This is a genomic window from Micromonospora rifamycinica, from assembly GCF_900090265.1.
Taxonomy (GTDB): Bacteria; Actinomycetota; Actinomycetes; order Mycobacteriales; family Micromonosporaceae; genus Micromonospora; species Micromonospora rifamycinica.
This window is the reverse complement of the sequence record NZ_LT607752.1, coordinates 6,029,558-6,054,952: the sequence shown is the minus strand read 5'-3', so window position 1 is coordinate 6,054,952 and position 25,395 is coordinate 6,029,558. Positions and strand designations below refer to the sequence as shown.

Sequence of the window (25,395 nt, the reverse complement as noted above, 5' to 3'; positions counted from 1 at the left end):
TCACCGGACGAAGGCCTTCCAGTGTGTACGGAACCCGTACCGCTGCCCCACCCGGTGCACCGCGTCCGACGACGCCCACCGTTCCCCGTTCCCGCCGCCTCACCGTCCGTTGACGACCCCGCGTCCGACGCCCCGCGTCCGATGCGGACGGTCGCCGCCCGGACGCCGTGGTTCCGGAAGGATCTGCATGCGTATCAAGGGTTTCCTGCTACCCACCGCACTCGCCCTGGCCGTGGCCGGGGCACCCGCCACCGCCGTCGCCGCCCCCGCCGACACCCGCCCCGCCAAGGCCGTCGACCTGGACGTGCTCTTCGTCAGCGCCCACCCCGACGACGAGGCCGGCAGCCTCGCCACCCTCGGCCAGTGGAAGGAGAAGTACGGCGCCAAGGCCGGCGTCGTCACCATCACCCGGGGTGAGGGCGGCGGAAACGCCGTCGGTCTGGAGGAGGGGCCGCCGCTGGGCATCATCCGCGAACGCGAGGAACGCACCGCGATCGGCAAGGCCGGGGTGGAGAACCTCTACAACCTCGACCGGGTCGACTTCTGGTACACCGCGTCCGCCCCGCTGTCCGAGCAGATCTGGGGACACGACGACACCCTGGCCCAGATCGTCCGGGTCATCCGGACCACCCGGCCCGAGATCATCATGACGATGAACCCGTCGCCGACCCCGGGCAACCACGGCAACCACCAGCAGGCCGCCCGGTTCGCCGCCGAGGCGTTCACCGCCGCCGCCGACCCGAACGCCTTCCCGGAGCAGCTCAGCGCCGAGGGGCTCAGCCCGTTCCGGGCCGCGAAGTTCCTGCGCAGTGGCGGCACCGGCAGCTCCGCCGCCGGGCCCCAGTGCGCGACCAGCTTCACCCCCACCGTCCCCACCGACCAGGTTTTCGGCGTCTGGGAGGGCACTCCCAGCGCCAGCGGGAAGACCTGGGCCGAGATCGAGGTCGACGCCCGCCGGGAGTACGTCACCCAGGGCTGGGCCGGCACCGCCGCCGCCCCCACCGACCCGACGAAGATCCGGTGCGACTTCTACACCCTGATCGACAGCCGCGTCCCGTACGACCCGGCGGACACCTCGCCGGAGGCGATCCTGCGCGGCTCGGTGCTGCCGCCGGCGACCGGTGGCCTACCCAAGGGCACCGAGCTGTACCTCACCACCGACCGGTTCGACCTGGCCCCCGGCGCGACCGTCGAGGTCACCGCGCACCTGCGCGCCCCGCAGAACCGCGCCCTGGTCAAGCCCCGGATCGACCTGCGGCTGCCGGGCGGCTGGAAGGCCAAGGGCTCCGGCGTGCTCAACAACGACGTGCCGTCGGGCAAGGAGCGGACCCGTACGTTCACCGTCACCGTGCCGGCCGACGCCGACACCAACCAGCAGCAGCTCATCGGAGCCACTCTGACCACCCGCCAGGGCGTCGGGCGCACCGACCGGGCCGTCCGGGTGGTCGCCGACGTCCGGGGCACCCTGGAGCCGCTGCCCGAGGTGGGCACGTTCCGCACCTGGGCCGGTGAGGGCGGATACCCGCAGCTGGACACCCTGATCAAGCCGGTGCTCACCATCGGCTCCGGCCAGCAGCGGTCGGTCCGGATCGACCTGCGCAACCACGGCCGGGTCAGCCGCAGCGGCACCGTCACCCTCGGCCTGCCGGCCGGCTTCACCGCCGACGCGGCCACCAAGAGCTACCCCGCGCTGGCCCCCGGCGCGTCCGGGGCGGTCACCTTCACCGTCACCAACACCGACGCCACCCTGCCGACCGCCAACGAGGGCGGCACGGACGGGGACTACGGCATCACCATCACCACCACCAGCGCCGCCGGCAGCACCGTGGAGACCGGCGCACTGGAGATCGTGCCGACCACCGAGGTCCCGCGGGCCGGCGACGGCACCGTCGACGGGGTGGCCTCGCCCGGTGAGTACCCCGGCCCGGAGCTGGACTTCTCCCGGATCTGGGAGGGTCAGGCCACGACCCCGCAGGACGCCTCGGCGACCGGCCGGATCGCCTGGACCGCCGACGGGCTGAAGGTGATCGTCCAGGTCACCGACGACGTACTGGGCAAGAAGGTGGTCCCGCAGGACTGCAAGCGGCAGCGCCGCACCGACAGCGTGGAGATCATCGTCGACCCGAAGGGGAACTCGACGGACACCTCCACCGTGTTCAAGGCCGGCATCTTCCCGATCACCGACGACCCGGCCAACGGCGACCCGCCGTGCTGGCAGCGTGACGCCGACAACCGGCAGGGGCCGGGGGCGACCACCGCACCCGGGATGACAGTGGTCAGCAAGGTCAGCTCCCCGTACACCGGGTACACCATCGAGACGATGATCCCGTTCGCGGTGCTGCCCGACGCGGTGGACCCGGCCCGGATGGGCTTCAACGTGCTGGTCTACGACTCGGACACCCAGGACCTCAGCTCGCAGTCCCGGCTGGGCTGGTCCACCTTCACCGGCGTCCGGGCCGACCCGTACCGCTACGGCCTGACCACCCTGCCCGGCTACCAGCCGACGGCCCGGCAGCCCAGCACGCCGGTGTTCCCGGACACCTCGGCGCGCAGCGTGCACAGCCCGCAGACCATCGCCCAGTCGGCCGTGGACGGGGTGGCCCCGGCCGCCGTACCCCGGCTGAAGAACTCGGCGCTGCGGCTGACCTCGGCCCAGCGGGTCACCGACGGCGTGCGGGTCACCCTGCGTGCCGACCGGGCCGGCACCGCCTACCTGTACGCCTGGGACGGCGACACGGCCCGGGGTGAGCACACCGTCCGGCTGGCCGCCGGTGACCGGGTCACCGTGACGGTCCCGACCAGCGGGGGCAGCCCGACGTCGCTGCTGGCCGCCTTCGAGTCCGGCGGTGCCGCCGTGGCCCAGCAGGTCCCGCTGAACTGACCCACCACCGCACCGGCCGTGGCCGGTCGTCGACCTCCGTCGGCGGCCGGCCACACCGGTGTCAGGGGGTCAGCTCGCGCAACTCGTGGCGGGCAGCCCGGTCAGCGGCACCGGGGAACGCCCGGTCGGCTTCGCCTTGCCGGCCAGCACCGCGGCGAGCGCGGTCATCGACGCCCGGCTGGACGAGTAGGTGGCCAGCAGGGTCGGCGAGGTCGCCTTCTCCAGCACGTACGGGGTGTCCATCGCCACCGTCACCGCCGCGCCGGCCGCCAGGTCCTTCGGCCCGTCCCCGTAGCCGACCAGGTGGACCCGGGTGCCGCCCTTCGACACCACCCGTACGCCCGCGGCGGTCAACGCCGCGGTGAGCGCCGCCCGGGTCTTGTCCCGCCCGTCGGAGGTGGTGACGCTGACCGGGCCGGACACCGCCGCGCCGCACTTCCCGCGCAGCTGGGTGACCGCCGCGGCAGCCAGCTCGGCGGCGGCGGCCCGGTGCGGGGCGCTGTCGAGCGTGGTCATGGCCGGCGTCGGCCGGTCGGCGAGCCGGAACTTCATGGTCAACACCCGGGTGACCGCCGTCACCAGCCGCTCCCGGGGCAGCGAGCCGTCGCGGAGCGCGGCCAGCAGCCCGTCGTACGCCTGGCCGACGTTCGGGGTCATCAGGATCAGGTCGTTGCCGGCGAGCAGGGCCTTCACCGCCGCCTCCCCCGGCGGGTACCGCTTGGCCGGCGGCATGTTCATCCCGTCGGTGATCACCACCCCCTGGAAGCCCAGCTCGCCCCGCAGCACGTCGGTGAGCAGCTTGCGGGAGAAGGTGGCCGGGGTGCCCGGGTCGACAGCGGTGACGTCGAGGTGCGCCGACATGACCGCCATCGCCCCGGCGTCGATCCCGGCCCGGAACGGCGGGAAGGCGACACTGTCCAACTCGGCCCGGGGCTGCGCCACCACCGGGACCTCCTGGTGCGAGTCGGCGGCGCTGAGCCCGTGCCCGGGGAAGTGCTTGACGCTGGCCGCCACCCCGGCGCTCTGCAGCCCCTGGACCGCGCCCGCGACCTGCGCGGCGGCCCGCTTCGGGTCGGCGCCGAAGGACCGCGAGCCGATCACCGTGCTGCGGGTGGCGAGGACGTCGGCGACCGGCGCGAAGTCCAGGTTCACCCCCATTGCGGCCAGCTCGGTGCCGGCGGCCTTCCAGGCTGCCTCGGTCCGGGCCGGGTCGTCGGCTGCCCCGGCGGCGAGCGCGCTGGGCAGCGCGGTCACCCCGTCGGTGATCCGGGTGACCACGCCGTACTCCTGGTCGGTGCCGACCAGGAACGGCGCCGGGCCGGCGGCCAGCTTGCCGGCGGCCTCGCGTAGCCCGGTGGTCAGCTTCTTCACCTGGGCCGGGTTGTCGACGTTGGTGGTGGACTGGTTGCCGGAGGTGGGGTCGTCGGCGCTGAAGCCGACCAGGATCAACCCGCCGAGCCGGTACTTCGCGATCATCTCGGCGGGGGTGTCGACCCCGGCGAGGGCCTGGTTGCCGGCGGCCGAGCCGGGCGTCACCGTGGTCGCCGAGCTGCCGTAGGCGTACGGCATCAGCACCTGGCCGACGAGGTCCTCGTCGCCGAGCGCGCCGGCCAGCGCGGCGGCCCGACCGGCCGGGTCGTCGGCGGTGGGCGCGGCGGCGGTCGGGCTGGCTGTGGGGGCGGCCCCGGACAGGACCGGCGCGGGAAGCTGCCCCTCCCCCGCACATCCGGAGGCGAGCAGCGCGGTCAGGGCGGCGACGGCGACGCCGGCACGTCGCGGGGAGATCGGCACCCGGCCCATCCAACCCCCGCCGAAGATCAGCGGCAACCCGGCCAGGTCAGGCGGTGGGGGCGGCGTGCCTGTCCCCGACCGGGTGTCCGGCTCCCCGGCGTGCCCCGGGCGGGACGCGGCCGGGCAGGGTGAGCGGATTCACCCGGACCGGCCGCTCGGTCGGCGGCCACCCGGCCGCTCGGTCGGCGGCCACCCGGCCGCTCGGTCGGCGGCCACCCGGCCGCTCGGTCGACGGCCACCCTCACCCGGGTCGGTGGTCCAGGATGCCCACCTCGAGTTCGGCCGCTCGTGTGACGGACATGCCCCGCCAACCCGGGACATGGTAACCGGGCTCCACGTCGGCGTCGTCCCGGCCGCCGCCTCGGCGTCGGTGCCGCCAACCGGGACACGGTCACCGGGCCATTCCACCGGCCGTGGCGTGCTCGGGGGTACGACTTCCTGGAGAGCGTTATGCCTGCCCGTCATAAATATGACGGGCAGGCATAACGCTCTCCGCGGAGACATTGCGCCCAGGCGGAGCAACCGGCACGGAACCCAGTCGTCGGCGCGGTCAGCCGGATCGTCATCGGCACTGGTGCCGGGGGTGAGACCGACGGGGTGAGACCAGGGGGGTGAGACCGGTGGGGGGTGAGACCGGTGGGGGGGTGAGACCGACGGGGCTGCGGTCAGCCGACCCGGGTGAGCAGGGTCACCGGCGCGCCGTCCCCGGCGTAGCGGTAGGGCTCCAGCTCGGCGTCCCAGGCGGTGCCCATCGCCTTGTCGAGAGCGTGCGCCAGCGCCTCCGGGCGGACCGAGGCCATGATGCTGCGCAGCCGGTCCTCGCCGAGCTGGATGTCCCCGGCTACGCCCACCGTGGCCCGGAACAGACCCCGGCCGGGCACGTGCATGAAGCGCTCGCCGTCCGCGCCCGCGCTGGGTTCCTCGGTCACCTCGAAACGGATCATGGGCCACTGCCTCAGGGCAGCAGCCAGCTCGGCACCCGTCCCCGGGCGACCGGTCCATCCGCACTCGGCCCGGCGGGCGCCGGGATCGACGGGCTGGGCCGTCCAGTGCAGGTTGACCGGCGCGGCGAGAACGCGCGCGATCGCCCACTCGACGTGTGAGCACACGGCGAGCGGGGTCGAGTGGACGTATACGACGCCACGCGTTGGCACGGTGACCTCCCGGAGAGCGAGGTGCGTCTTCCCCTACGACCTCGACCACCCGAGTGGCTGTTGCCACACATGATGACTGCTGTGACGGATGGTGCGCCAGGGAATCGGAAAATTCGCCGCCGGGAAATACCCGGACCGGTGACTCCGGTTGTGCTCTCCGACGGGCACGATGAGCTGCCAGGCATCGTGGTCGTGTATATTTCTCTGGGCGGTTCTGCGCCGTCGCACCACTTCGCGGGGCCGAGGCCCGACCCGGGCGTCGCCCGCTACAGCCCCCGGACGTTTCCGTCCTCCCGTACGTCTTGCAAGGAGCATCTCCGTGGCGAGCAACACCTCTAAGACCGCGCGCGCGTCAGTCCGGGCCGGCCAGGCTGGCCAGGGTGGCGCCCTCAGCGTGCTGGGCGAGTTCAAGTACCTCATCCCGCTCAACGGCGGCAAGCACGCCTACGTGCGGAACCTGACCAACGGCAAGACCGCGCACCTGCGTACCGACTCCGACGCCTTCGTCGAGGAGATCCGGGTGCTGGCCGGCGCCGGTCACGCCGCCAAGATCCGTGCCGAGATCAACAACCTCGCCGCCGCCCACCCGGGCGACGGCTGGGACAAGACCGAGAAGCGTCTCGTCGAGGCCGGCGTCTTCGAGGGCTGAGTCCCTCCCGAGCCACCTCAGGAACCGCCCGCCGGGTCACCCCGGCGGGCGGTTCCTGCTTCCCCCCACCCCCCACCCCCCGCACCCCCGCACCCCCACCCCCGCCACCATCGCGCCCCGACGATTCGCGCCGCCATGATCGCGCCGTGAAGATCGTCCTGGATCCAGGTTGTAGTCCCCTCCATCACGCAGGAGACCACTACAACCTGGATCCAGGACGATCATGCCCGGCACGCGGTCCCCGGGCAGCAGAGCGGCGCGGTGCGGTGCCCGTGTCAGGGGTCGAGCAGGGTGACCTCGCCGGTGTCCAGGTCGTAGAGGGCGCCGACGATGTCGAGAGTCCCCGCCGCGACCGGGCCGGTCAGCAGCTCGTCGGTGCGCAGCGCCCGCACCGTGCGGCGCACGTGCCGGCGGACCGCCAGGGGGTGCACGGCCGGATGGTACGGACCCACGTCGGTCACCGCCGGGGTGATCCGGTCGACCACGTACCCCAGGTCGCCGTCCGGCCGCCGCCCGGTGCGCAGGCTCTCCACGGTCGAGGCGACCGCCCCGCACCGCTCGTGCCCGAGCACCATCACCAGGGTCACCCCGAGCTGCTCCACCACGAACTCGATCGATCCCCGCACGGCCCGGTCCAGCACGTGCGCCCCGGTGCGGATCACGCAGATCGACCCGAAGGTCTGGTCGAAGATCGCCTCCAGCGGCACCCGCGAGTCGATGCAGCCGAGCAGCACCGCGTACGGCTGCTGGTCGCCCGAGGCGACCGCCGCGGCGGCGGTGACGTCGTGGCCGTGGACGGGACGGCCACTGACGAAACGACGGTTGCCGGTGAGCAGCTCGGCCAGCGCCGCCCGGGGCGTCCGGGCAGGTCGGGCGGGTGAACGGGGCATGCCCCCAGCCTGGTCGCCGCGCCGGCCGCGCGCAGCCGGGTCGGGAATCTTCGCACCGGCACGGTTGGCGCGCACTCCGGGCGGGTAGCCGGGTCATGCCGGTCGATGGGTTCCGGGGTGCCTGAGGAGGTGGCGATGCCGGATCAACGGGAGCTGCGGCTGCCCGACGGGGTACGCCTGCACGTCGAGGTGAGCGGCCCGGCCGACGCGGAGGCCACCGTGATCCTGCTGCACGGCTGGACGCTGGACGGTCGGGCCTGGCACCGGCAGCGCGCCGACCTGCTTGACCGGTTCGGCGACCGGGTCCGGGTGGTCAGCTACGACGCCCGTGGGCACGGCCGGTCGAGCTGCATGGCGCTGCGTACGGCGACCCTGGCCCAGCTCGGCGACGACCTCGCGGCGGTGGTCGACGAGGTGGCCCCGACCGGGCCGGTGGTGCTCGTCGGGCACTCGATGGGCGGGATGACGGTGATGGAGTACGCCCACCGGCACCCGGCCGACTTCGCCGCCCGTACGGCCGGTCTGGTGTTCGTCTCCACCACCGCCGAGGGGCACACGCACACCGCGTACGGCCTGTCGCCCCGGATCGCCCGGCTGATCCGGGTCGCCGAGACCACCGGGGCCGGGGTGCTGGCCCGGTGCGGCTCATGGCGGCCACCCCGCCCCTTGCTGCGCGCCCTGGCCCCGAGCATCCGGTGGATGCTCTTCGGCGACCACTGCTCCGGCTCCGACATCCGCCTGGTCACCTCGGCGGTGGCCCGCGCCTCGCTGCGTTCGATCGGCGGTTTCCGCGCCTCGATCGGCGCCCAGCACCGGCTCGACACCCTCGCCGCGCTGGCGCACCTGCCGGCGGCGGCGCTGGTCGGCGACCGGGACCGGCTCACCCCGCCGCCGTGCGCCGAGTCGATCGCGGCAGCGCTGCCGGCCACCGAGCTGACCGTCTGCCCGGGGGCCGGACACATGCTGATGATGGAGCGTCCGGACGAGGTGAACGCCGCCCTCGCCGGGGTGCTCCACCGGGTGCTGACCGCCGTCCCCGCCGGTCGGACGTCCGCCCGCCGCCCCGCCGACGCCCCGGGCCACCGCACGGCCGCCGCCTGAGCCACCCGGCGGGCACCGCACAACCCCCGCCCCGCGCCGGTCCACGCCCGGCCGTCGGCCCCGCGCACGCGTGGGCGGGGCTTCGGCGGCCTGCCAGTCGAAACGGGGGTCGTCGTCGGCCCCGCGCAGGCGTGGGCGGGGCAGGGGCGGACGACTGGTCCACCATCTGGAATGACCCGAAGTCGGCACCGCGCACCCGTGGGCAGGGCCGGTGCCGACGTCGCCCGGAGGTGGCGGAGGTCGCCGGACGGGTATCGGCCCGACGCGGGGTGGGCGGCTGCCCGTACCCTCATTCCGCCTGGCATGCACCCGTGCCCGGCGTCGCCGTCGCACAGGAGCCGGTACGTTGACCGACCAGACCACCCTGGAACAGGAGATCGCCGCCGAACAACGGCATCTCGACCGGGTGTACGCCCGGCTCGCCGAACTGCGCCGGGCGGCCGTCCGCGCCGAGCGGGACGGTTACCGGCTGGCGCGGGTCGGCAACTTCGGCGCGCTGGTGGAGCGGGACGCCATGGTCTTCCACGCCGCCCAGCGTCGGCACCTGCTGGACGCCGAGCACGAGGGGCTGGTCTTCGGCCGGCTCGATCTGCGTGACCGTCAGGTGCTGCACGTCGGCCGGCTCGGGATCCGCGGCGAGAACGCCGAGACGCTGGTGGTCGACTGGCGGGCCCCGGCCGCCGCCGCCTTCTACCGGGGCACCCCGGCGGAGCCGCTGGGGGTGGTACGGCGACGCACCATCAGCTCGTCGGGTGAGAAGGTCACCCGGATCGAGGACGAGCTGCTAGACCCGGCGTCGGCACCGCCGGACATGCCGGTGGTCGGCGACGGCGCGTTGCTGGCGACCCTGTCCAGGGCGACCGGGCGGGGGATGCGGGACATCATCGCCACCATCCAGCGGGAGCAGGACGAGGTGATCCGCTCCCCCGGCACGGGAGTCACGATCGTCTCCGGCGGGCCGGGCACCGGGAAGACGGCGGTGGCCCTGCACCGGGCGGCGTACCTGCTCTATGCCGACCGCAGCCGGTACGCCGGCGGCGGCATCCTGGTGGTCGGTCCGTCGGCGGTCTTCGTCGAGTACATCGCGTCGGTGCTGCCCTCGCTGGGCGAGGAGACCGCCACCCTGCACTCGCTGGGCTCGCTCTTCCCCGGCCTGTCGGCGACCCGCACCGACGGCCCCGAGGTGGCCGCGGTGAAGGGGTCGCTGCGGATGCGGCGGGTGCTGGAACGGGCGGCCCGGGACGCGGTGCCGGACGGTCCGCGGGAGCTGCGGCTGCTCTACCGGGGGACGCTGCTGCGGCTGGAGCCGCGCGAGTTGGACCGGATCCGGGACCGGGCGTTGCACCGGGGTGCCCGCCGCAACGAGGTCCGCCGGGTCGGCTTCGACGGGGTGCTCGCCGCGCTGTACACACAGGCCCGCCGGCTGGCCGTCACCGGGCTGCCCGAGCAGCCCACCTTCGAGGACGAGATCATCGACCGGCCGGAGTTCCGGGAGTTCCTCAAGGCCTGGTGGCCCCGGCTGCACCCCCGGCACGTGCTGGGCTGGCTGGCCCGACCGGAGCGGCTGCACCGGTACGCGGCCGGCGTCCTCTCCCGGGCGGAGACCGCGCTGCTGGCCGGGGCGTACCGGTCGTTGGACACCGAGGGGCTGACGGTGGCCGACATCGCCCTGCTCGACGAGCTGGACGCGCTGCTGGGCAAGCCGGTACGCCCGAAGAGGGCGAGCCGGGATCCGTTCCAGCTCGCCGGTGGGGTCCGGGAGCTGAGCACGTTCGGTGACCGGGAGCGCGCGGCCCGTGCCGCGGCCCGGGAGCGGCCGGAGGACTACCGGGACTACGCGCACGTGGTAGTGGACGAGTCGCAGGACGTCTCGCCGATGCAGTGGCGGATGATCGGCCGCCGCGGCCGGATCGCCTCCTGGACGGTGGTGGGCGACCCGGCGCAGACCGCCTGGACCGGCGACCAGGAGGAGCTGGACCGGGCACGGGACCAGGCGCTGGGCCGGCGACGGCGGCACCGGTTCACGCTCACCACCAACTACCGCAATCCGGCCGAGATCTTCGCGGTGGCGGCAGCCGAGATCCGCCGGATCCACCCCGACCTGGAGCTGCCCAGCGCGGTGCGGTCCACCGGGGTGGATCCGGTGGCGCTGACCGTGCCGGCGGCGGAGCTGGCCCCGGCGACGGTGGACGCGGTGGAAACGGTGCTCGCCGAGGTGGCGGGGACGGTCGGCGTGATCACGCCGGTGCCCCGCCGGGACGAGGTCGCCGGCTGGCTGGGCGACCGTGGCGGGACGCGACTCCAGGTGGTGGACAGCCTCCAGGCCAAGGGCATGGAGTACGACGGGGTGGTGCTGGTCTGTCCGGGCGAGATCCGGGCCGAGCCGGGCTCCGGGGTGCGGACGCTCTACGTGGCGCTGTCCCGGGCCACCCAGCGCCTGACCACCGTCGATCCCCTCGGCTGAACCACCGGTCCCGAGCGGCCCGAGCCGGCCGGAGGTCCGATCCTCACTTGCATACATAGCGATGTGAGCATAGATTGGACCGGGTTCGCGGCGGCGACGGAGGGTGTGCAGGTGGGCGCAGGTCATGACCACAGCGCGACGATCAGCAACGCCGCGCACCGGCACCGCGGTCGGCTCTGGGCGGCGTTCGGGCTGCTCACCGTGTTCATGGTGGTCGAGGCGGTGGCCGCGTTCGGTACCGGCTCACTGGCCCTGCTCTCCGACGCCGGGCACATGTTCACCGACGTGCTCGGCATCGGGATGGCCCTGGCCGCGATCACCGCGACCCGACGGGCCGCGCAGGACCCGCAGCGCACCTTCGGCCTCTACCGGCTGGAGGTGCTCGCCGCGCTGGCCAACGCCCTGCTGCTCAGCGGGGTGGCGGTCTACGTGCTGATCGAGGCGGTCCGCCGGTTCGGCGAGCCACCCGAGGTGCTGGCCACCCCGATGCTGGTGGTGGCGGTGCTCGGCCTGCTCGCCAACCTGGTCGCGTTCGCGCTGCTGCGCGAGGGCGCGAAGGAGAGCATCAACCTGCGCGGGGCGTACCTGGAGGTGGTCGGCGACCTGCTCGGCTCCCTCGGCGTGATCGTGGCCGCACTGCTGATCGCCGGCACCGGCTGGTGGTGGGCCGACCCGGTGGTGGCCGTGGCGATCGGCGTGTTCATCCTGCCGCGTACCTGGCGACTCGGGCGGGCGGCGGTGCGGATCCTGGTGCAGGCCGCCCCGGAGCACCTCCAGGTGACCGCCGTGCACGACCGGCTGACCGCCGTGCCCGGCGTCACCGAGGTGCACGACCTGCACGTCTGGACGCTCACCTCGGGCATGGACGTCGCCTCCGCGCACCTCACCCTGGCCACCGGGGCCGAGGTCGGCGCGGTGCTGGCCGCCGCCCGCGGCGCCCTGCGGGACGACTTCCACATCGAGCACGCCACCCTCCAGATCGAGCCGGGCAGCGCCCCCGGCGCCTGCGGCCCGACGCACTGGTGACCACGGAGGCCAACCGCCCTGCGGGCGGGCGCGACACCACCGGAGCGTCACGGAACCTCTGTGAGTGCGGCGATCACGCTAGCTTTTGTCCTGTTTACCCCATAAAGGGGTATTCACTCCCGTACCCTCAGTCACGAGGTGGACGGGTGTCCCACCCGTACCGGTAGGCTCGGCTCCGGCCTCCGCCAGGCGGCGCCCACCGGCGCCGGCGGTGGCCGCCGCCTAATCGCCCACCAGGGCGAACCGGGGAACCATGTTCCTGGGGTGCATCCGCGTCAGCGGTAGGGATCTTCCGTCCCGAACCCGTCAGCTAACCCGGTCGGCGGCTGACGGAAGGACTCTGTATGCGGGTAGGAACCACCACACGGCTGTTGGCCGCAGTCGTCACGACCCTCGCGCTCGGCGTGTCGTCCGCGCCGTTCACCCCGGCCGTCGCCGCGCCCGTCACCCGGCTCGCCGCTCCCGGCGACGACGACGAGGGCGGCACACCGGCCCTCCGCGAGCAGCTCGACGCGGCCAGCAAGGGTTGGGTCGAGGCGAAGGCCGCCCTGGAGCGCTCCACCAAGCGCCAGCAGGAACTCGACGGCCAGCTCAAGAGCATCGAGGCCCAACTGGTCGTGCAGACCGGAAAGGTCGGCCAGATCGCCGGAGCGGCCTACCGCACCGGCCGCCTCGGACCGATGTCCGCCCTGCTCAACAGCAACAGCCCGGGCGGCTTCCTGGACCGCGCGGCGGCGCTGGAGACGGTCGCGGCCCGGGAGGACCAGGAACTGCGCACGATGATCGAGACCCGGGACCAGGCCACCCGGACCCGGGCGGCGGTCAGCCGCGAGATCACCGAGCAGCGCAAGCAGGTCGCCACCATGGGCAAGCGCAAGGATCAGGCCGAACGCGCGTTGGCGGTGGCCGCCGCCGACAAGCCGGCCCCCACCTCCCGGGACTCCGGCAGCTCGGACGGCACGTCCAGCAGCAACGCCAAGGGAGCGCCCCGCAACTCCGACGGCTCCTGGCCGTCCGAGTCGTGCAGCGTCAACGACCCGACGCCGGCCAACGGCTGCATCACCCCGCGCACCCTCAACGCCCTGAACCAGGCCAAGGCCGCCGGCTTCACCCGGTACGTCTCCTGCCACCGGCCCAGCGGGTCCGGCGAGCACCCCAAGGGGCGGGCATGCGACTTCGCCGCCCAGAAGAACGGCTTCGGCGGGGTGGCCAGTGGCGGCGACCGGACGTACGGCAACAACCTGGCCGCGTACTTCATCCGCAACGCCGACCGGCTCGGTGTGCTCTACGTGATCTGGTTCAAGCGGATCTGGCTGCCGAGCAGCGGCTGGAAGTCGTACAGCGGGGGCAACGGCGACCCGTCCAGCGACCACACCAACCACGTTCACCTGTCGATGATCTGAGCACCACCTCGGGTGGCCCGTGCACGGCGGGCGGGCCACCCCCACCACCCCGCCGACGGTCAGGCAGCAGCCGGAGCGTCGCCGCCGGACCGGCCGTCCAGCACCGCGCCGAGCCGGCTGGCCAGCCCCAGGTGAGCGGCACGGGCCTGCCGGAAGGCGTAGCCGAACAACGGTGCCGGCGCGGCGAGGGTGATCTCCACGTCGATCCGCAGCAGGTCACCCTCCATCCGGAGCCGGGTGTGGTTGCGGACCGTGGTGGCGGGCTGCTGCCGGGCCACCGTCACGATCTCGTCCTGCCCGACCAGCAGGACGTCGGCCTGGTAGGTGACGGGGAACCGCAGCGGCCCCAACTCCAGCCGGTCGGTGATCGCATAGCTGGCCACGGCGCCCGGTCGGGCCGGCAACCGGCGCACCCGGACGATCAGGGGATGCAGCTCCTCCTGCCGGGACAGATCGCTCAGCAGCGCCACCGCGTCCGCCCGTGAGCAGTGCGCCTGCACCGTGTAGCTGAAGCTCTCCCGCCGGACCACCACCGGGCCTCCTGACCTGTCGTCGGTCGCCCGATCGTGCCGTACCGGAGACCGGCTGGCAACGTTCCGGCCGGGCGGCGACGACACCGACGGTGACAGGGGGTGTTCACACCGGCCCGCCGGCACCCGGCCGGCAGTGTGCCCGCAGCCTGGCTCAGGCCGGCGGCGGGCCCGCGCTCCGGCTCAGGCCGCCGGCCTACCCGCGGCCCGGCTCAGGCCCCCGGCAGCACCTCGGGGGTGGCGGCACCGGCGAAGTACGGCTCCGGGGCACCGAAGAGGCCGAGCAGGCCGGTGACCCAGAGCTGCCGGTGCACGAACCGGCTCGGCTCGGTGACGATCAGCTTGACCCCGCTGACCTCGGCCGTCTGGAAGCCGGCGACCATCGCGCTGATGCCGACGGAGTCGATGAAGGTGACCAGCCGCATGTTCAGCTCGATCCGCGCCGGCCGCCCCTTGGCCAGCACCTCGGCGATCGCCTCACGTACCTCGTATGCGGTGTCGACGTCGATCTCGCCACGGGGGGCGATCTCGATGACACCGGCCGGCAGGACCGACTTCACGATCGACAGGCTCACGCGAGCACCTCCACTCGCCCGTCTCCGGGCGCCTCATCAGTACGCGGGCCGCGACCGAGAGTATTCCTCCGATGGCCTCGGTCGCCACCCCTCGGGATGAGCAATTCGCGGATCCGGACGGACCGGACCGTCCCTCTCCGCACCGTTGCTGGTCCTGTTCTCTTGGACTTCCCTTGGACGGCCCGCACGCCCCGGCCGTTCCAACCGTCCCAGAGTAGCGGCCCGGGTCCACCACGACCCGAATCCCGCAGGTCGGGCGAGCCCCGCCGGACGTGGCGGCGCTGGTTGTGCCAGGTACCTAACGTGGGCGAGAGATGGGTCACCACGACGGAGGAGACGATCGATGATCAGGAGACTACTCGGTCTGGCCGGGGTCGGCGTGCTGCTCGCTCTCGTGCTCGCCTGCGGCTTCGGCGGTGGAGACGACGACGATGACGACGACGGGGACGATTTCGCCCGCGCCACGTCCGTGGTCACGGTCCGCTAGCAGCACCGGGGTTTGCGCTCCGGCCGGTCGGGGCACTGGGTCGGTGACCGGCCGGAGCACCGGCCGGCGAGCGAACCGCCACGCGCCGCAGAGACGTCGAAGTCCGAAGTGGCCGCAGACTTCGGCACCCGAGGAGGTAACCACGATGTTCGGCAGCAACCTTCTGGAGCGCCGCAGCAGGCCCGAGCGCATCGCCGACCAGGCCTGGCACCAGCTGCTCTCCGCGGTCGACTCGGCCGGTGACAGCGTCCGGGACGCCGCCCGGTCGGTCCGGGACTCCGGGCTGACCGACGCCGGCGACCTGGTCGGCTCGACCGCCGACGAGGCACGTCGGCGGGCGACCCTCGCCTTCGACGCGCTCGCCGGTCGTCGTCCGGCCCTGCCCTGGGCGTTGCTGATCAGCGCCGCGCTGGTCGGCGCGGCGATCGGCTGGGCCGCCGGCACCGCCGCGCGGGCCGCCGGCAGCCAGAGCGACCGGGCCGCCGACGACATCGAGTTCGTCGACGTGGACCGGCCGAACTCCCCGGTCGGCCTGGACGACTGACCCAGCCCGGCCCTGTTGCACGGCAGGCCCCGGTCGCGCCCCTCGGCGTCGACCGGGGCCTGCGCCGTTCCACCACCCCGACCCGACGTCACCCCGACCGGCTGCGCCGCCCGCCGCCGACTCCCCTCTCGGACAAGCCCATGATCCACTCCGTCGGGCCGATCTAGCGGCATCAACCACGAGCTATGCCGCTACCTCGCCACCAACGAGTCGATCAAGGTCGTCAGCGCGGGCCGGACAGGCCGCCGGCTCCCCCGGGTGGACCGGGAGAGCCGGCGGGTGTCGGACAGTCGTCAGCGACTGGTGCAGGTGACCGCCGGGACGGCGTTGCTGCCGGTGACGTTGGCGGTGAAGCCGATGCTGGTGGTGGCACCGGCGCCGAGCGCACCGTTCCACCCGGCGTCACGCACCGAGACGGTCGCCCCGGTCTGGGTGTACGTGCCACCCCAGAGCGAATTGATCGTCTGGCCGTTCGCGAACGTCCAGCCCAGCGTCCAGCCGGTGATCGCGCTGGTACCGGCGTTACGCACCGTCACCTCACCCTGGAAACCACCGGGCCACGATCCGGTCACCTTGTACGTCGCCGCGCAACCGCCGGTCGGCGGCGGCGTGGTCGGGGGCGGCGTGGTCGGCGGGGGCGTGGTGGGCGGCGGCGTGGTGGGCGGGGGCGTGGTCGGCGGAGGCGTGGTGGGCGGCGGCGTCGTCGGCGGAGGCGTGGTGGGCGGAGGCGTCGTCGGCGGAGGCGTCGTCGGCGGGGGCGTGCCACCGAGCCGGTCGGCGACCAGGATGCCCCGGCCGTTGGTGCCCAGGTAGACCCGACCGTAGACCCTCGGGTCACCGGTCAGCGCCTCGCCCGCGTTGCCGTACTGGTGCTGGTCGTCGTTGATCCGCACCCAGGCCGCGCCGGCGTTGTCGGAACGGTAGACCCCGCTCTTGCCGTCGACGGTACCGAAGGTGAACACCGCCGGGTACGTCTGCCCGGGGGCCGCCTTGCCGAAGCCGACGTTCACCGCCGCCGACACCCCGGCCAGCTTGGTGAAGGTGGCCCCGGAGTCGGTGGAGCGCCACAGCCCGCCCTCACCGGCCAGCCAGATGTCGCCCTCCTTGCCGGGTACCGCCTTGAACTTGACGTTGCCGGTGGCCGGCAGGCCGGTGGCGGCGGACGCGGTGAAGCTGGCCCCACCGTTGCTGCTGACGTAGAACTTGCCGGCGCTGAAGCCGTAGAACTTGTTCTTGTTGACCCGGTCGGACTCGACCACGGCGTTGGCCGGGATGCCGGTGGCGGCGGTCCACGAGTTGCCGAACCCGACCGAGCGGATCACCTGCTGCCCGGGGTCACCCGGGGCCCAGACGAACTGGCTGCCGTCGGCGGCGGCGGCGACCGTGCCGCCGTTGTTGACCCCGCCGGGCTCGCTGCCCTGGAACCAGTTCGCCCCGCCGTCGGTGGAGAACGCGACGTGGCTGTCGTTGGGGCGGTCGGCGTCGGTGAAGTTGCCGGCCCGGACCATCGTCGCCGGGTTCGCCTCGGCGTAGTCGAGGCTGGTGGTGGTGGTGAAGACCGGCTGGGTGAACAGCATCGGCGGCACCGCGTCGAGGTCGGTGTGCCGGAAGCCGCCGATGTCACCGAGCCCGCTGATCAGCGGCGCCCCGGTGGGCGGGCTGATCAGGTCCTGTACGGCGGTCTCCTCCAGGCCCTTGACCATCGGCTTGATGGTGAGCTTGCCGCCGGTGTCCCACTTGGTGAGGTCGTTGCTGCCGTAGATGGTCGCGCCGGTGCCGTACATGAAGCGGTTGGAGTCGAACGGGTCGATCTCCACCGACTCGTTCATCCAGCCCAGCTTCGGGGACTCCTCCGGCGGGGCCGGGTTGGCCCCGAAGGTCAGCCACGGCACCGAGCTGATGTCCATCGTGAACTTCTTGGTGCGCTCCGGGTAGCTGCCGAACTCCCAGATCCGGCTCCAGGTCGCGCCGCCGTCGGTGCTGCGCCAGAAGATCGCGTCCGGCCACCAGGAGATCTGGGTGGCGACCATCAGGGTGTTCGGCTTCTGCCGGTCGATGGTCAGCCCCGAATAGCCGAAGTAGGCGTCGCTGCTGGACGACGGGATCGGGCTGATCTGCGTCCACGCGCCGGTGGCCCGGTTGAACTTCCAGACGTCACCCTTGCCGCCGTCGTACGGGCCGCCGGTGTCGCTGGTGGCGATGTAGAGGAAGCCGCCGACCGGGTCGACCACGCCCTTGTGGGCCAGGTAGCCGGTGGGCTGGCCGGCGATCCGCTCCCAGCTCGTGCCACCGTTCGTCGAGCGGTACACCGGGTTCGCCTTGTCGGCCACCCCGACGTAGATGGTCTGGGTGGCGTTACCGGCCGTACCGGTGCTCTTGTCGAAGGTGACCCAGGTCAGACCCTGGTTCTGGCTCTGGTAGCCGGTGGTGTCGTTGGGGTCGGCCCGGTAGTTGCCGACGTTCGGGAAGTTCGCCACCTTGGCCCAGGTGGCCCCGTAGTCTGTGCTGCGCCACAGGCCGTTGCCGCCCTCCGCGCCGTAGTAGATGACGCTGTTCTTGTTGGGGTCGACGGCGAGCCGCTCCCCCATGCCCCGGCCGGGCATGTTGCCGCCGTTCTTGAACGGCAGCACGGTGGCCTGCCAGGTGGCGCCCTTGTCCGAGGAGCGCAGGATCGCGCCGTTGTTCGGATCCCAGTCGTTGGTGTACATGCCGACGGCCGCGTACACCCGGTTGGTCTGCACCGGGTCGGTGGCCAGGCTGACCACCCCGTTGTAGCCCCACTTGTCCGCGCCGACCCAGTCGAGCAGCGGCGTCCAGGACTGGCTGGCCTGCTCCCACCGGTACGCACCGCCGATGTCGGTGCGCGCGTAGATCAGGTTCTTCTCGGTCTGGTTGAAGATGATGCCGGGGACGAAGCCGCCGCCGTCGATCCGGACGTTCTTCCAGGTGTACGGTTCCGCCGCCGCCGCGGCGGCCTCGGTGGACGGTGCGATGGTGAACTGTACGGCCACGACGGCCGTCGCGGCGGCCAGCACGGTGGTGACCGCGCCGACGAGACTTCTCCGCATCTGCGGTTCCTCTCGGGATGCCAGGGTGAGGGTGCGACGGCCCGACGAGGGACGTCGACAGGTGCGAAGAGCTGCCCTGGCTCCCCGCCGGCACGCTTGGCTCCCGCTGCCGAAGAAGAAGTCAACAGTAACCGGTACGCCGCCGAATTAGGAAGCGCTCCCAACTAACTCGGCCATCAGAGCCGGTAGATGACGTCCTCGCCGACCATCTCGCGACTGATGCCCAGCCCGTCCACCGGCCGGGCGGCCACGTCCGCCCACGGGGTGCCCGGTGCCCAGCCCGGCAGCAGCACCACCGTGCGCAGCCCGACCTGCCGCAGGTACGCCACCGAGGTGGCGTCCGGGAAGGTCATGCTCGCCGCCCGGATCCGCTCCTGGGACTGCGGGGTGAAGGACGCGAGCCCGTTGACCACCTTGGGGAACCCGTCGGTGGACCAGAGCATCACGTGCAGTTCCCGGATGCCGTCGCTGGGCAGCACCAACGCCGGACCGGTCAACCCGCGCAGCACGGCCGGCTGCTCCGGTGCCGGCACGTGCGGGGTGCGGTTGACCCCCTCCAGCAGGACCAGCACCAGCGGCAGCAGCAGCGCCAGCCGGGCCAGCCGCCACCGCTGCCCGCCCTGCTTCCGGGCCGGCTCCGGGGCGACCTCCTGCGTCGCCGCTGCGGACCAGGCCGCCGGCCGCAGCACCGGCCGCGCCCCGGGCTCCGCGTCCGCCCACGCCGCCGGCCGCAGCGCCGGCCGCGCCCCCACCGGTTCCGGCACCTGTTCCTCGGCCGGTCGCGCCCCCGACGCCGGCTCCGGCGCCTGCTCACCGGCCGGCTCCGTCCCCGACGCCGGCTCCGGCAGCGGGTCACGGGCCGGAGCGGACGCCGGCTCGCGCACCGTCAACGCCCCCGCGGCGAGCAGGCCGAGCAGCAGGGTCGTCCACAGCACCAGCCGGCCCGGGGTGCGTACCCCGTCCCAGCCGGGGGCGTGCTCGACCAGCGTCACGTAGCCCGGGTCGCCGTCGCCCCCGAACGTGGTGCCCGCCGCCAGCGCCACACTGACCAGCGCCGCACCGGCCAGCATCAGCCGGTGCCGCAGCCGCCACGCGGAGAAGAAGATCCCGGCCATCGCCACCGACAGCAGCACCACCCCGGGCAGCAGCGTCATCTCACCGGGAAAACCGAGCGTGGCCCGGGCCGCCTCGTGCCGCTCCCCCCACAGCCAGGACTCCGGCGGCGCGGTGACGAACCCGCGCCACGACGGGGAGAACATCTCGATCTGCGCCACCGTCCGCCGGCCGGACGGGTTGCGGGCCACCACCTCGAAGTACGGCGCGGCCATCGCCAGGGTCACCCCGGCGAACCCGATCCCCCCGGCCAGGTCGGCCAGGAGCAGGCGACGCGGCACCGCCGGACGGGCCCGGCGACGCCACCACACCACGCCGTACGTCACCGCGACGCCGAGGCAGATCAGCCCCAGCACGTACGCGAAGGGCAGGCCGATGCCGAAGCCGAGGGTGACCTGCCAGGCGGCGGTCGCCCAGCCGGCGACCACCCAACCGGGGCGGATCCGGTCGGGGCGGTGACCGTGCCGCAGCGACCAGCCGTGCCCGCGGGCCAGCATGGCCAGTGCGAGGGCGATCCCGCCGATGCTGAGCACGTGCAGGTGACCGGCCTGGGCGAGCTTCCACGGGGCGTAGGCGAAGGACACCCCGGCCACCGCCGAACCGGCCAGACCGGCCCCCAACTGCCGGGCCAGCGCGTACGCGCCGAACAGGGCCAGCGCATGGGTCAGCATGTAGAGCAGGTTGTAGCGCACCACGGCGGCCACCGGACCGTCCCCGATCATGCCGAACGGGGCGTAGCCGAGCAGCGTGTCGGAGTAGGCGTAGGTGTACGGCTCGGGATAGAACGTGTTCGAGTGCCAGACCTGGAACGGGTTGGTCAGCAGCGCGTGCCCGCCCCAGGCCACCTGCCAGGCCTGGAGCGTCGGATCCCCGGTGTCCTGCGGGATGGTGCTCGCCGGATCGCGCAGGGTCGGCCAGGTCAGCACCACCGCCAGCACCAGCGCGGCGACCGCCGCCAGCGTCCACTCGTGCCGGGCCACCCGCCACGACACACCCGCCAGCCGGCGGCCGACAATCCGCATCCGATCGACGTCCATCTCTCCACCCCGCCCTTCGCCGTCCGTCAGACTGCCCGAGTCCGATCCGGTTGTCGACACCGCGACCCGCCCGAATTTCGACGCCGGGTCCGCTCCGCCGGTCCGAATCCGATCTGACCGGGCGGCCGGGCGGCCGTCGGGGCGGCCCGGACACCGGAGGATGCCCGCCACGGACCACCCGGCGGTGACGGCCGGAAAGGCGCGGCTGGCACCCGCCCTGACCGCCCGGAGGCACGGCCGACGGCCGAGGACCACCCGGCCCGGGTGAGCCGGCCTCACCCGGGCCGGCGGAGGGTGGGAGGCATGACTGGATCCGACGGACCGATCCGACCCGGAGCTCCGGCCCCCGCGTTCACCCTGCCGGCCACCCCGGACGGGCGACAGACCGGACCCGGGCAGTTCCGTGGCCGACCGGTGGTGCTCGCCTTCTACCCCGCCGACTGGTCCCCGGTCTGCGCCGACCAGATGGCGCTGTACCAGGCCGCGATGCCCGAGTTCGAGCGGTACGGCGCGGCCGTGCTGGGCATCTCCGTGGACAGCATCTGGTCACACCGGGCCTTCGCGGCGGCCAAGGGCATCCGGTTTCCGCTGCTTGCCGACTTCGAACCCAAGGGCGAGGTGAGCCGCAGCTATGGGGCGTACACCCCGCAGGGGCAGGCCACCCGGGCACTGGTGGTGGTCGACCCGGTCGGCACGGTGGCCTGGAGCTACCTCTCCCCGGCCGAGGTGAACCCCGGGGCCGATGGCATCCTCGACGCGCTGGACCGGCTCGGCGCCGAACGGCAGGTGACGGCCCGATGAGCACCCCGTTGCAGGTCACCGCCCGCCTCCGGACACCGGTGACCGAATCCGACCACATCCGCGGCCCGGTGGACGCCCCGGTCACCCTGGTCCAGTACGGCGACTTCCAGTGCCCGTACTGCGGGGCGGCGTATCCGAACCTGGCGGAGCTGCTGCGGCAGCGCCGGGACACGGTCCGGCTGGTCTACCGGCACTTCCCGATCACCAACCTCCACCCGTACGCCGAACGGGCCGCCGAGGTGGCCGAGGCGGCGGGGCGGCGGGACCGGTTCTGGGAGATGCACGACTGGCTCTACGAACACCAGGACCAACTCGACCCGGTGCACCTGTCGCTCGGCGTGGAGCAGGTGGGGCTGCCGCCGGACGAGATCGGCGCGGAGGTCGACCGGAACGCCTACGGCGACCGGGTGCGGCACGACTTCACCGGGGGCATCCGCAGCGGGGTGAACGGCACTCCCACCCTGTTCATCGACGGCCACCGCCACGAGGGCGGTTTCGACCTACCCGCCCTGTTGACCGCAGTGGACACCACCACCCCGTAACCAACCCGCCCACCCCACCACCCGCGCCCCCACCCCACCCCACCCCACGCCCGCGCCCCACACCCGCCCCGGCCCAGCCCCGGCCCCGGCCCCGGCCCCGGTGATCAAGAGGTTTACGCCGTCTTGAAGATCAAAGTTGACGCAGACCTCTTGATCACGTGACGCAAACCTCTTGATCACCGGGGGCGGGCGGGCACGAAGGGTGGGGCGAGGAGGGCTGGGTGGGATGGGCACGGTGGGGTGGGAGGGCTGGGCGGGGTGCGGTGTGGGGTGGGGTGGGGTTGGTTAGAGGAGGTGGAGGGCTCGGGCTCGGTGGACGGCTTCGCGGCGGCGGGTGGCGTCGAGTTTGCGGTAGATGTTGCGTACGTGCGTCTTGACGGTGTTGACCGACAGGGACAGTTCACTGGCGATCTCCACGTTGGACAGGATGCTCTGCAGGTAGCGCAGGATGGTCAGTTCCCGCTCGGTGAGCGGCTCCCCCAGCGCCGGCACCGTCTCGCCGGCTCCCCGGCGCGGGCCGCCCGCTCCCTGCCCTGCCGGTGTCTCGGCGTCGCGCACCAGCTCGCTGACCTGCGGCCAGTACGCCGTGCCCGAGTCCAGGTGAGCGGCGAGCACATCGCGAACCTCCGGTTCGGCCCGGGTGAACACCCGCCGGTGGCCGTGTCGACCGGCCAGGTCGAGCACCCGCTCCAACTGTCGGCCGGCCCGCCGTCCGTCACCCGCCCGCCGGGACAGCACCGCGTCCAGCACACCGGCGGCCAGCCGTACCGACAGCGGCCAGTCGGCGGCGTCCGGGGCATCCCAGTCGGGTAGCGCGCCGGTGGCGGCCCGGACGTCACCGGCCCGCAGTTCCATCCGGGCCAGCGCCAGGGCCAGCACGGGCGTCGGGTCCGGTTGCCGGGTGGCCCGCTCGGCCAGCAGCCGACGGGCGGTGTCCAGATCGCCCTGCTCGCCACGGACGTCCACCTCAACGGCCAGCAGCCGGTCGGCCAGCTCCCCGCTCCCGGCCGCTTCCCTGACGTCGGACAGCGCGTCCCGGGCGCGTAGCGCCATCTCGATGGCCGCTGCCGGTTCACCGGAGTCGCGCAACAACGCCGCCCGGCACAGCGCGGCCACCGCACCGACGACCGCCGCCGCCGGGTCGGTGCCGACCACGCCACCGGCCGCACCGGCCGCCGCCAGCTCGACGGTCGACACCGCCGGGTCGGTGCCGACCGTGCCGAGGGCCGCACCGGCCGCCGCCAGTTCGGCGGTCGCCTCCGCCGGCTGGTCCCGGTACAGGGCCACCAGGGCCAGCGCCAGGTGCGCGTACCCGCAGTCGATCCGGCTCGACCAGCCCTGGCAGGGTGGCATGGCCAGGGCCGCCCGGGCGGTCTCGTCGGCCGGCGACAGCTCGCCGGCGAGGGCGAGCAGCAGGGCTGTCCGGGTCGCGCCGACCAGCTCGGTCCGGGGCCGACCGGACCGCCGGGCCGCCGCCAGCGCCCCGGCGAACCGGGTCCTGGCCGCCATCAGGTTCCCCTCGGCCAGGTCGGTCAGCCCCAGCGCGGTGCCCGCCACCGCCCGCACGTCCGCGTCCTCCCCGGTCCGGGGATCGTCGTCCGTCGGCGCTCCCGCCATGCCGAGGGAAGCGGGTGGACCGTCCCGCGTCGGCGCTCCCGCCACGCCGGCATCCGCCACCCCGGGGGGAGCGGTACCGACGGCGAGCAGCCGGGCGGCTCTGCGGCGTACCTCCGGATGGTCGCCGGCGAGTCGGGCCAGGGTGAGTTCCAGTGCCCCGGCCAGCCGGCGGAACCGGTCCCGGCGGGGGGCCGGCAGCGTGCGGGCCGCCGCCACCGCGTCCCGCAGCCGGGCGGTCGCCATCTCGGTGTCCCCCGCGTACGCCCGTTCGGTGCCGGCCGCCAACGCCAGCTCAGGATCCCGCCGGACCGCCTCGGCCGGCGGTGGCGGTGGCGGTGGCACGTGCGACGTCTCGTAGGGCACCAGCTCCGGCCAGTGGGTCAGCAGCAGCCCGGTGGCCCGGTCCCACTGCCCGGCGGTGAGCGCGTGGCGCAGCGCGTCGGCCGGTCGGTCGTGGTCGGCGTGCCAGTCGGCGGCCCGGCGGTGCAGCTCGCCGCGTTCCCGCTCGTCGAGGCCGGCGAGTTCCTGCCGGAGCAGGTCGCCCAGCATGGGGTGCGGCCGGTACCAGGGCGGGTCGCTGTCGTCGCGGTGCAGGAATCCGCCCTCGCGGACCAGCCCGGCCAGCACCTGACCGGAGTCGGTCCGCCCGGTCAGCGTGTCGGCCAGGTCGGCACGGACCGCGCCACCGACGGCACAGCGCCGCAGCAGTTCCCGGGCCGGCGGCGGCAGCTGGGTGAGCACCTCGGCGCGCAGGTACGCCGCCACGTCCGGATGGTCGCCGCCGAACCGTTGCACCCACCGGGCCGGATCGGGCTGCTGCCGGGCGGCCAGCACGGCGAACCGCAGGCCGGCCGGCCACCCGCCGGTGCGTTCCCGCAGTCGTCCGACCGCCGCCGCCGGCAGCGGCACCCCGTGCGCCACCAGCAGGTCGGCCACCTCGTCGACGGTGAAGGACAGGTCGTCGGGCCCCAGCTCGGTCAGGTCGCCGGCCAGTCGCAGCCGGTGCAGGGCCGGCGGGAGGTCGACCCGCGCGGCGGCGACGAGACGCAGCCGCCCGTCCGCGTGCCGGAGCAGGAACTCCAGCCCGGTCAGCACGGCCGGATCGGTGACCCGGTGCAGGTCGTCGAGGACCAGCCGGACCGGACGTTCCCGGGTCGCCAGCTCCGCGGCGAGCGACTCCACCTGCTCGGGACGGGGCGGGGTGACCGTCGACGACGCGGTCGGCCCGGCCCGGCCCGTGCCGCGCAGGGCCGCCGCGAGGTAGGCCCACAGCCGTTCCCCGCTGTCGCCCGCCTCGACCTGCACCCAGGCCGGTGACTCCTGTTGCAGGTCCCGGCCCTGGTCTCCGTCCGACCCGCGCGCCCAGGCGGTGAGCAGCGTCGTCTTGCCCCAGCCGGCGGGTGCCCGGACCAGGGTGAGGCTGCCGGCGACCCCGTCGTCGAGCAGGCCGAGCAGCCGGGGTCGCCAGAGCATCGGCTCCGGCAGGGCGGGCGGGGCGAGCCGGGACGCCAGCAGTGGCGGGCCGCCGGACGCCTCGCCGCCCCCGGTGCTGGTGCGCTGCTGCGGCATCCGTCCCACCCCCGTCCGCACGGCCTCCCCCGGTCGGCGGCGGTTACCCGACGCGGCCCGGTTCACCCCTTCGGGACGAGTGCGGTTCACCCGGCCGCCGCCGACCATGGTCGGACCGGACGACCGACCGGACGGGACGGGCCGCGCGGAACA

General features: G+C 73.8%; 18 protein-coding genes and 1 riboswitch. Of the genes, 10 read left to right on the top strand and 8 right to left on the bottom strand.

From position 1 onward, the window contains the following. Positions 1-187 precede the first annotated feature (187 nt). Positions 188-2,881 (top strand): sugar-binding protein, encoded by a 2,694-nt coding sequence (locus GA0070623_RS25655; RefSeq protein ID WP_067314431.1) that lies wholly within the window; start codon positions 188-190, stop codon positions 2,879-2,881. Positions 2,882-2,950: 69 nt separating this feature from the next. Here the strand turns inward: GA0070623_RS25655 and GA0070623_RS25650 are convergent, their stop codons facing one another. Together GA0070623_RS25650 and GA0070623_RS25645 are read right to left on the bottom strand one after the other, a co-directional pair. Continuing rightward, positions 2,951-4,681: a glycoside hydrolase family 3 protein gene (locus GA0070623_RS25650; RefSeq protein WP_067314433.1), complete on the bottom strand. Its 1,731-nt coding sequence runs from the start codon at positions 4,679-4,681 to the stop codon at positions 2,951-2,953. Positions 4,682-5,337: 656 nt separating this feature from the next. Further along, on the bottom strand, positions 5,338-5,826 hold the full coding sequence (locus GA0070623_RS25645) for a DUF3145 domain-containing protein (RefSeq protein WP_067315921.1): 489 nt from the start codon (positions 5,824-5,826) through the stop codon (positions 5,338-5,340). Between the two features lie 319 nt (positions 5,827-6,145). Between GA0070623_RS25645 and GA0070623_RS25640 the strand changes: the two genes are divergently transcribed. Next, positions 6,146-6,475: a hypothetical protein gene (locus GA0070623_RS25640; RefSeq protein WP_067315918.1), complete on the top strand. Its 330-nt coding sequence runs from the start codon at positions 6,146-6,148 to the stop codon at positions 6,473-6,475. 275 nt (positions 6,476-6,750) lie between these two features. Here the strand turns inward: GA0070623_RS25640 and GA0070623_RS25635 are convergent, their stop codons facing one another. Further along, the gene (locus tag GA0070623_RS25635) at positions 6,751-7,365 is read right to left on the bottom strand and encodes a carbonic anhydrase (RefSeq protein WP_067309368.1); all 615 of its coding nucleotides are present in this window, start codon (positions 7,363-7,365) and stop codon (positions 6,751-6,753) included. A gap of 135 nt (positions 7,366-7,500) precedes the next feature. Between GA0070623_RS25635 and GA0070623_RS25630 the strand changes: the two genes are divergently transcribed. From GA0070623_RS25630 to GA0070623_RS25615, 4 genes are all read left to right on the top strand, one after another. Further along, positions 7,501-8,466 carry an alpha/beta fold hydrolase gene (locus GA0070623_RS25630; RefSeq protein ID WP_067309422.1) on the top strand — a complete coding sequence of 322 codons (966 nt, stop codon included), beginning with the start codon at positions 7,501-7,503 and terminating at the stop codon, positions 8,464-8,466. Between the two features lie 346 nt (positions 8,467-8,812). Next, complete coding sequence (locus tag GA0070623_RS25625; RefSeq protein WP_067309371.1) at positions 8,813-10,930, top strand: HelD family protein; 2,118 nt, start codon at positions 8,813-8,815, stop codon at positions 10,928-10,930. A 111-nt stretch (positions 10,931-11,041) separates the two neighbouring features. After that, positions 11,042-11,956 carry a cation diffusion facilitator family transporter gene (locus GA0070623_RS25620; protein ID WP_067309425.1) on the top strand — a complete coding sequence of 305 codons (915 nt, stop codon included), beginning with the start codon at positions 11,042-11,044 and terminating at the stop codon, positions 11,954-11,956. A gap of 209 nt (positions 11,957-12,165) precedes the next feature. After that, positions 12,166-12,297: riboswitch (cyclic di-AMP (ydaO/yuaA leader) on the top strand. Between the two features lie 3 nt (positions 12,298-12,300). Next, positions 12,301-13,359 (top strand): coiled-coil domain-containing protein, encoded by a 1,059-nt coding sequence (locus GA0070623_RS25615; protein ID WP_067309374.1) that lies wholly within the window; start codon positions 12,301-12,303, stop codon positions 13,357-13,359. 59 nt (positions 13,360-13,418) lie between these two features. On the opposite strand, the gene GA0070623_RS25610 is transcribed toward GA0070623_RS25615, so the two are convergent. Next, on the bottom strand, positions 13,419-13,892 hold the full coding sequence (locus GA0070623_RS25610; protein ID WP_231932546.1) for an SRPBCC family protein: 474 nt from the start codon (positions 13,890-13,892) through the stop codon (positions 13,419-13,421). A gap of 209 nt (positions 13,893-14,101) precedes the next feature. Then, entirely contained in the window at positions 14,102-14,464 is a 363-nt protein-coding gene (locus tag GA0070623_RS25605; protein ID WP_067309377.1) for an STAS domain-containing protein, read from the bottom strand. 343 nt (positions 14,465-14,807) lie between these two features. Between GA0070623_RS25605 and GA0070623_RS30135 the strand changes: the two genes are divergently transcribed. Further along, a complete protein-coding gene (locus tag GA0070623_RS30135; protein ID WP_157517555.1) occupies positions 14,808-14,951 on the top strand; it encodes a hypothetical protein in 144 nt (47 codons plus the stop codon). 145 nt (positions 14,952-15,096) lie between these two features. Then, positions 15,097-15,495, top strand: a complete 399-nt coding sequence (locus tag GA0070623_RS25600; RefSeq protein ID WP_067309380.1) for a hypothetical protein — start codon at positions 15,097-15,099, stop codon at positions 15,493-15,495. Between the two features lie 293 nt (positions 15,496-15,788). Here the strand turns inward: GA0070623_RS25600 and GA0070623_RS25595 are convergent, their stop codons facing one another. After that, positions 15,789-18,563, bottom strand: coding sequence for a cellulose-binding domain-containing protein (locus tag GA0070623_RS25595; RefSeq protein ID WP_067309383.1), 2,775 nt, complete (start codon positions 18,561-18,563; stop codon positions 15,789-15,791). A gap of 176 nt (positions 18,564-18,739) precedes the next feature. Then, positions 18,740-20,713: a hypothetical protein gene (locus GA0070623_RS30635; protein ID WP_067309386.1), complete on the bottom strand. Its 1,974-nt coding sequence runs from the start codon at positions 20,711-20,713 to the stop codon at positions 18,740-18,742. A 303-nt stretch (positions 20,714-21,016) separates the two neighbouring features. Between GA0070623_RS30635 and GA0070623_RS25580 the strand changes: the two genes are divergently transcribed. Both GA0070623_RS25580 and GA0070623_RS25575 read left to right on the top strand, forming a co-directional pair. Beyond that, positions 21,017-21,514, top strand: coding sequence for a redoxin domain-containing protein (locus GA0070623_RS25580; protein ID WP_067309389.1), 498 nt, complete (start codon positions 21,017-21,019; stop codon positions 21,512-21,514). Then, positions 21,511-22,056 carry a DsbA family protein gene (locus tag GA0070623_RS25575; protein ID WP_067309392.1) on the top strand — a complete coding sequence of 182 codons (546 nt, stop codon included), beginning with the start codon at positions 21,511-21,513 and terminating at the stop codon, positions 22,054-22,056. Before GA0070623_RS25580 ends, GA0070623_RS25575 begins: the two co-directional genes overlap by 4 nt. Positions 22,057-22,341: 285 nt before the next feature. On the opposite strand, the gene GA0070623_RS25570 is transcribed toward GA0070623_RS25575, so the two are convergent. Next, the gene (locus GA0070623_RS25570) at positions 22,342-25,350 is read right to left on the bottom strand and encodes a LuxR C-terminal-related transcriptional regulator (protein WP_084261353.1); all 3,009 of its coding nucleotides are present in this window, start codon (positions 25,348-25,350) and stop codon (positions 22,342-22,344) included. Positions 25,351-25,395: the final 45 nt, after the last annotated feature.

What these genes read in the sequence shown, in the direction of transcription:
- GA0070623_RS25655 (WP_067314431.1), top strand. Translation starts at nt 188, where the DNA reads ATGCGTATCAAGGGTTTCCTGCTACCCACCGCACTCGCCCTGGCCGTG.
- GA0070623_RS25650 (WP_067314433.1), bottom strand. Translation starts at nt 4,681, where the DNA reads ATGGGCCGGGTGCCGATCTCCCCGCGACGTGCCGGCGTCGCCGTCGCC.
- GA0070623_RS25635 (WP_067309368.1), bottom strand. Translation starts at nt 7,365, where the DNA reads ATGCCCCGTTCACCCGCCCGACCTGCCCGGACGCCCCGGGCGGCGCTG.
- GA0070623_RS25630 (WP_067309422.1), top strand. Translation starts at nt 7,501, where the DNA reads ATGCCGGATCAACGGGAGCTGCGGCTGCCCGACGGGGTACGCCTGCAC.
- GA0070623_RS25615 (WP_067309374.1), top strand. Translation starts at nt 12,301, where the DNA reads ATGCGGGTAGGAACCACCACACGGCTGTTGGCCGCAGTCGTCACGACC.
- GA0070623_RS30135 (WP_157517555.1), top strand. Translation starts at nt 14,808, where the DNA reads ATGATCAGGAGACTACTCGGTCTGGCCGGGGTCGGCGTGCTGCTCGCT.
- GA0070623_RS25600 (WP_067309380.1), top strand. Translation starts at nt 15,097, where the DNA reads ATGTTCGGCAGCAACCTTCTGGAGCGCCGCAGCAGGCCCGAGCGCATC.
- GA0070623_RS25595 (WP_067309383.1), bottom strand. Translation starts at nt 18,563, where the DNA reads ATGCGGAGAAGTCTCGTCGGCGCGGTCACCACCGTGCTGGCCGCCGCG.
- GA0070623_RS30635 (WP_067309386.1), bottom strand. Translation starts at nt 20,713, where the DNA reads ATGGACGTCGATCGGATGCGGATTGTCGGCCGCCGGCTGGCGGGTGTG.
- GA0070623_RS25580 (WP_067309389.1), top strand. Translation starts at nt 21,017, where the DNA reads ATGACTGGATCCGACGGACCGATCCGACCCGGAGCTCCGGCCCCCGCG.
- GA0070623_RS25575 (WP_067309392.1), top strand. Translation starts at nt 21,511, where the DNA reads ATGAGCACCCCGTTGCAGGTCACCGCCCGCCTCCGGACACCGGTGACC.
- GA0070623_RS25570 (WP_084261353.1), bottom strand. Translation starts at nt 25,350, where the DNA reads ATGGTCGGCGGCGGCCGGGTGAACCGCACTCGTCCCGAAGGGGTGAAC.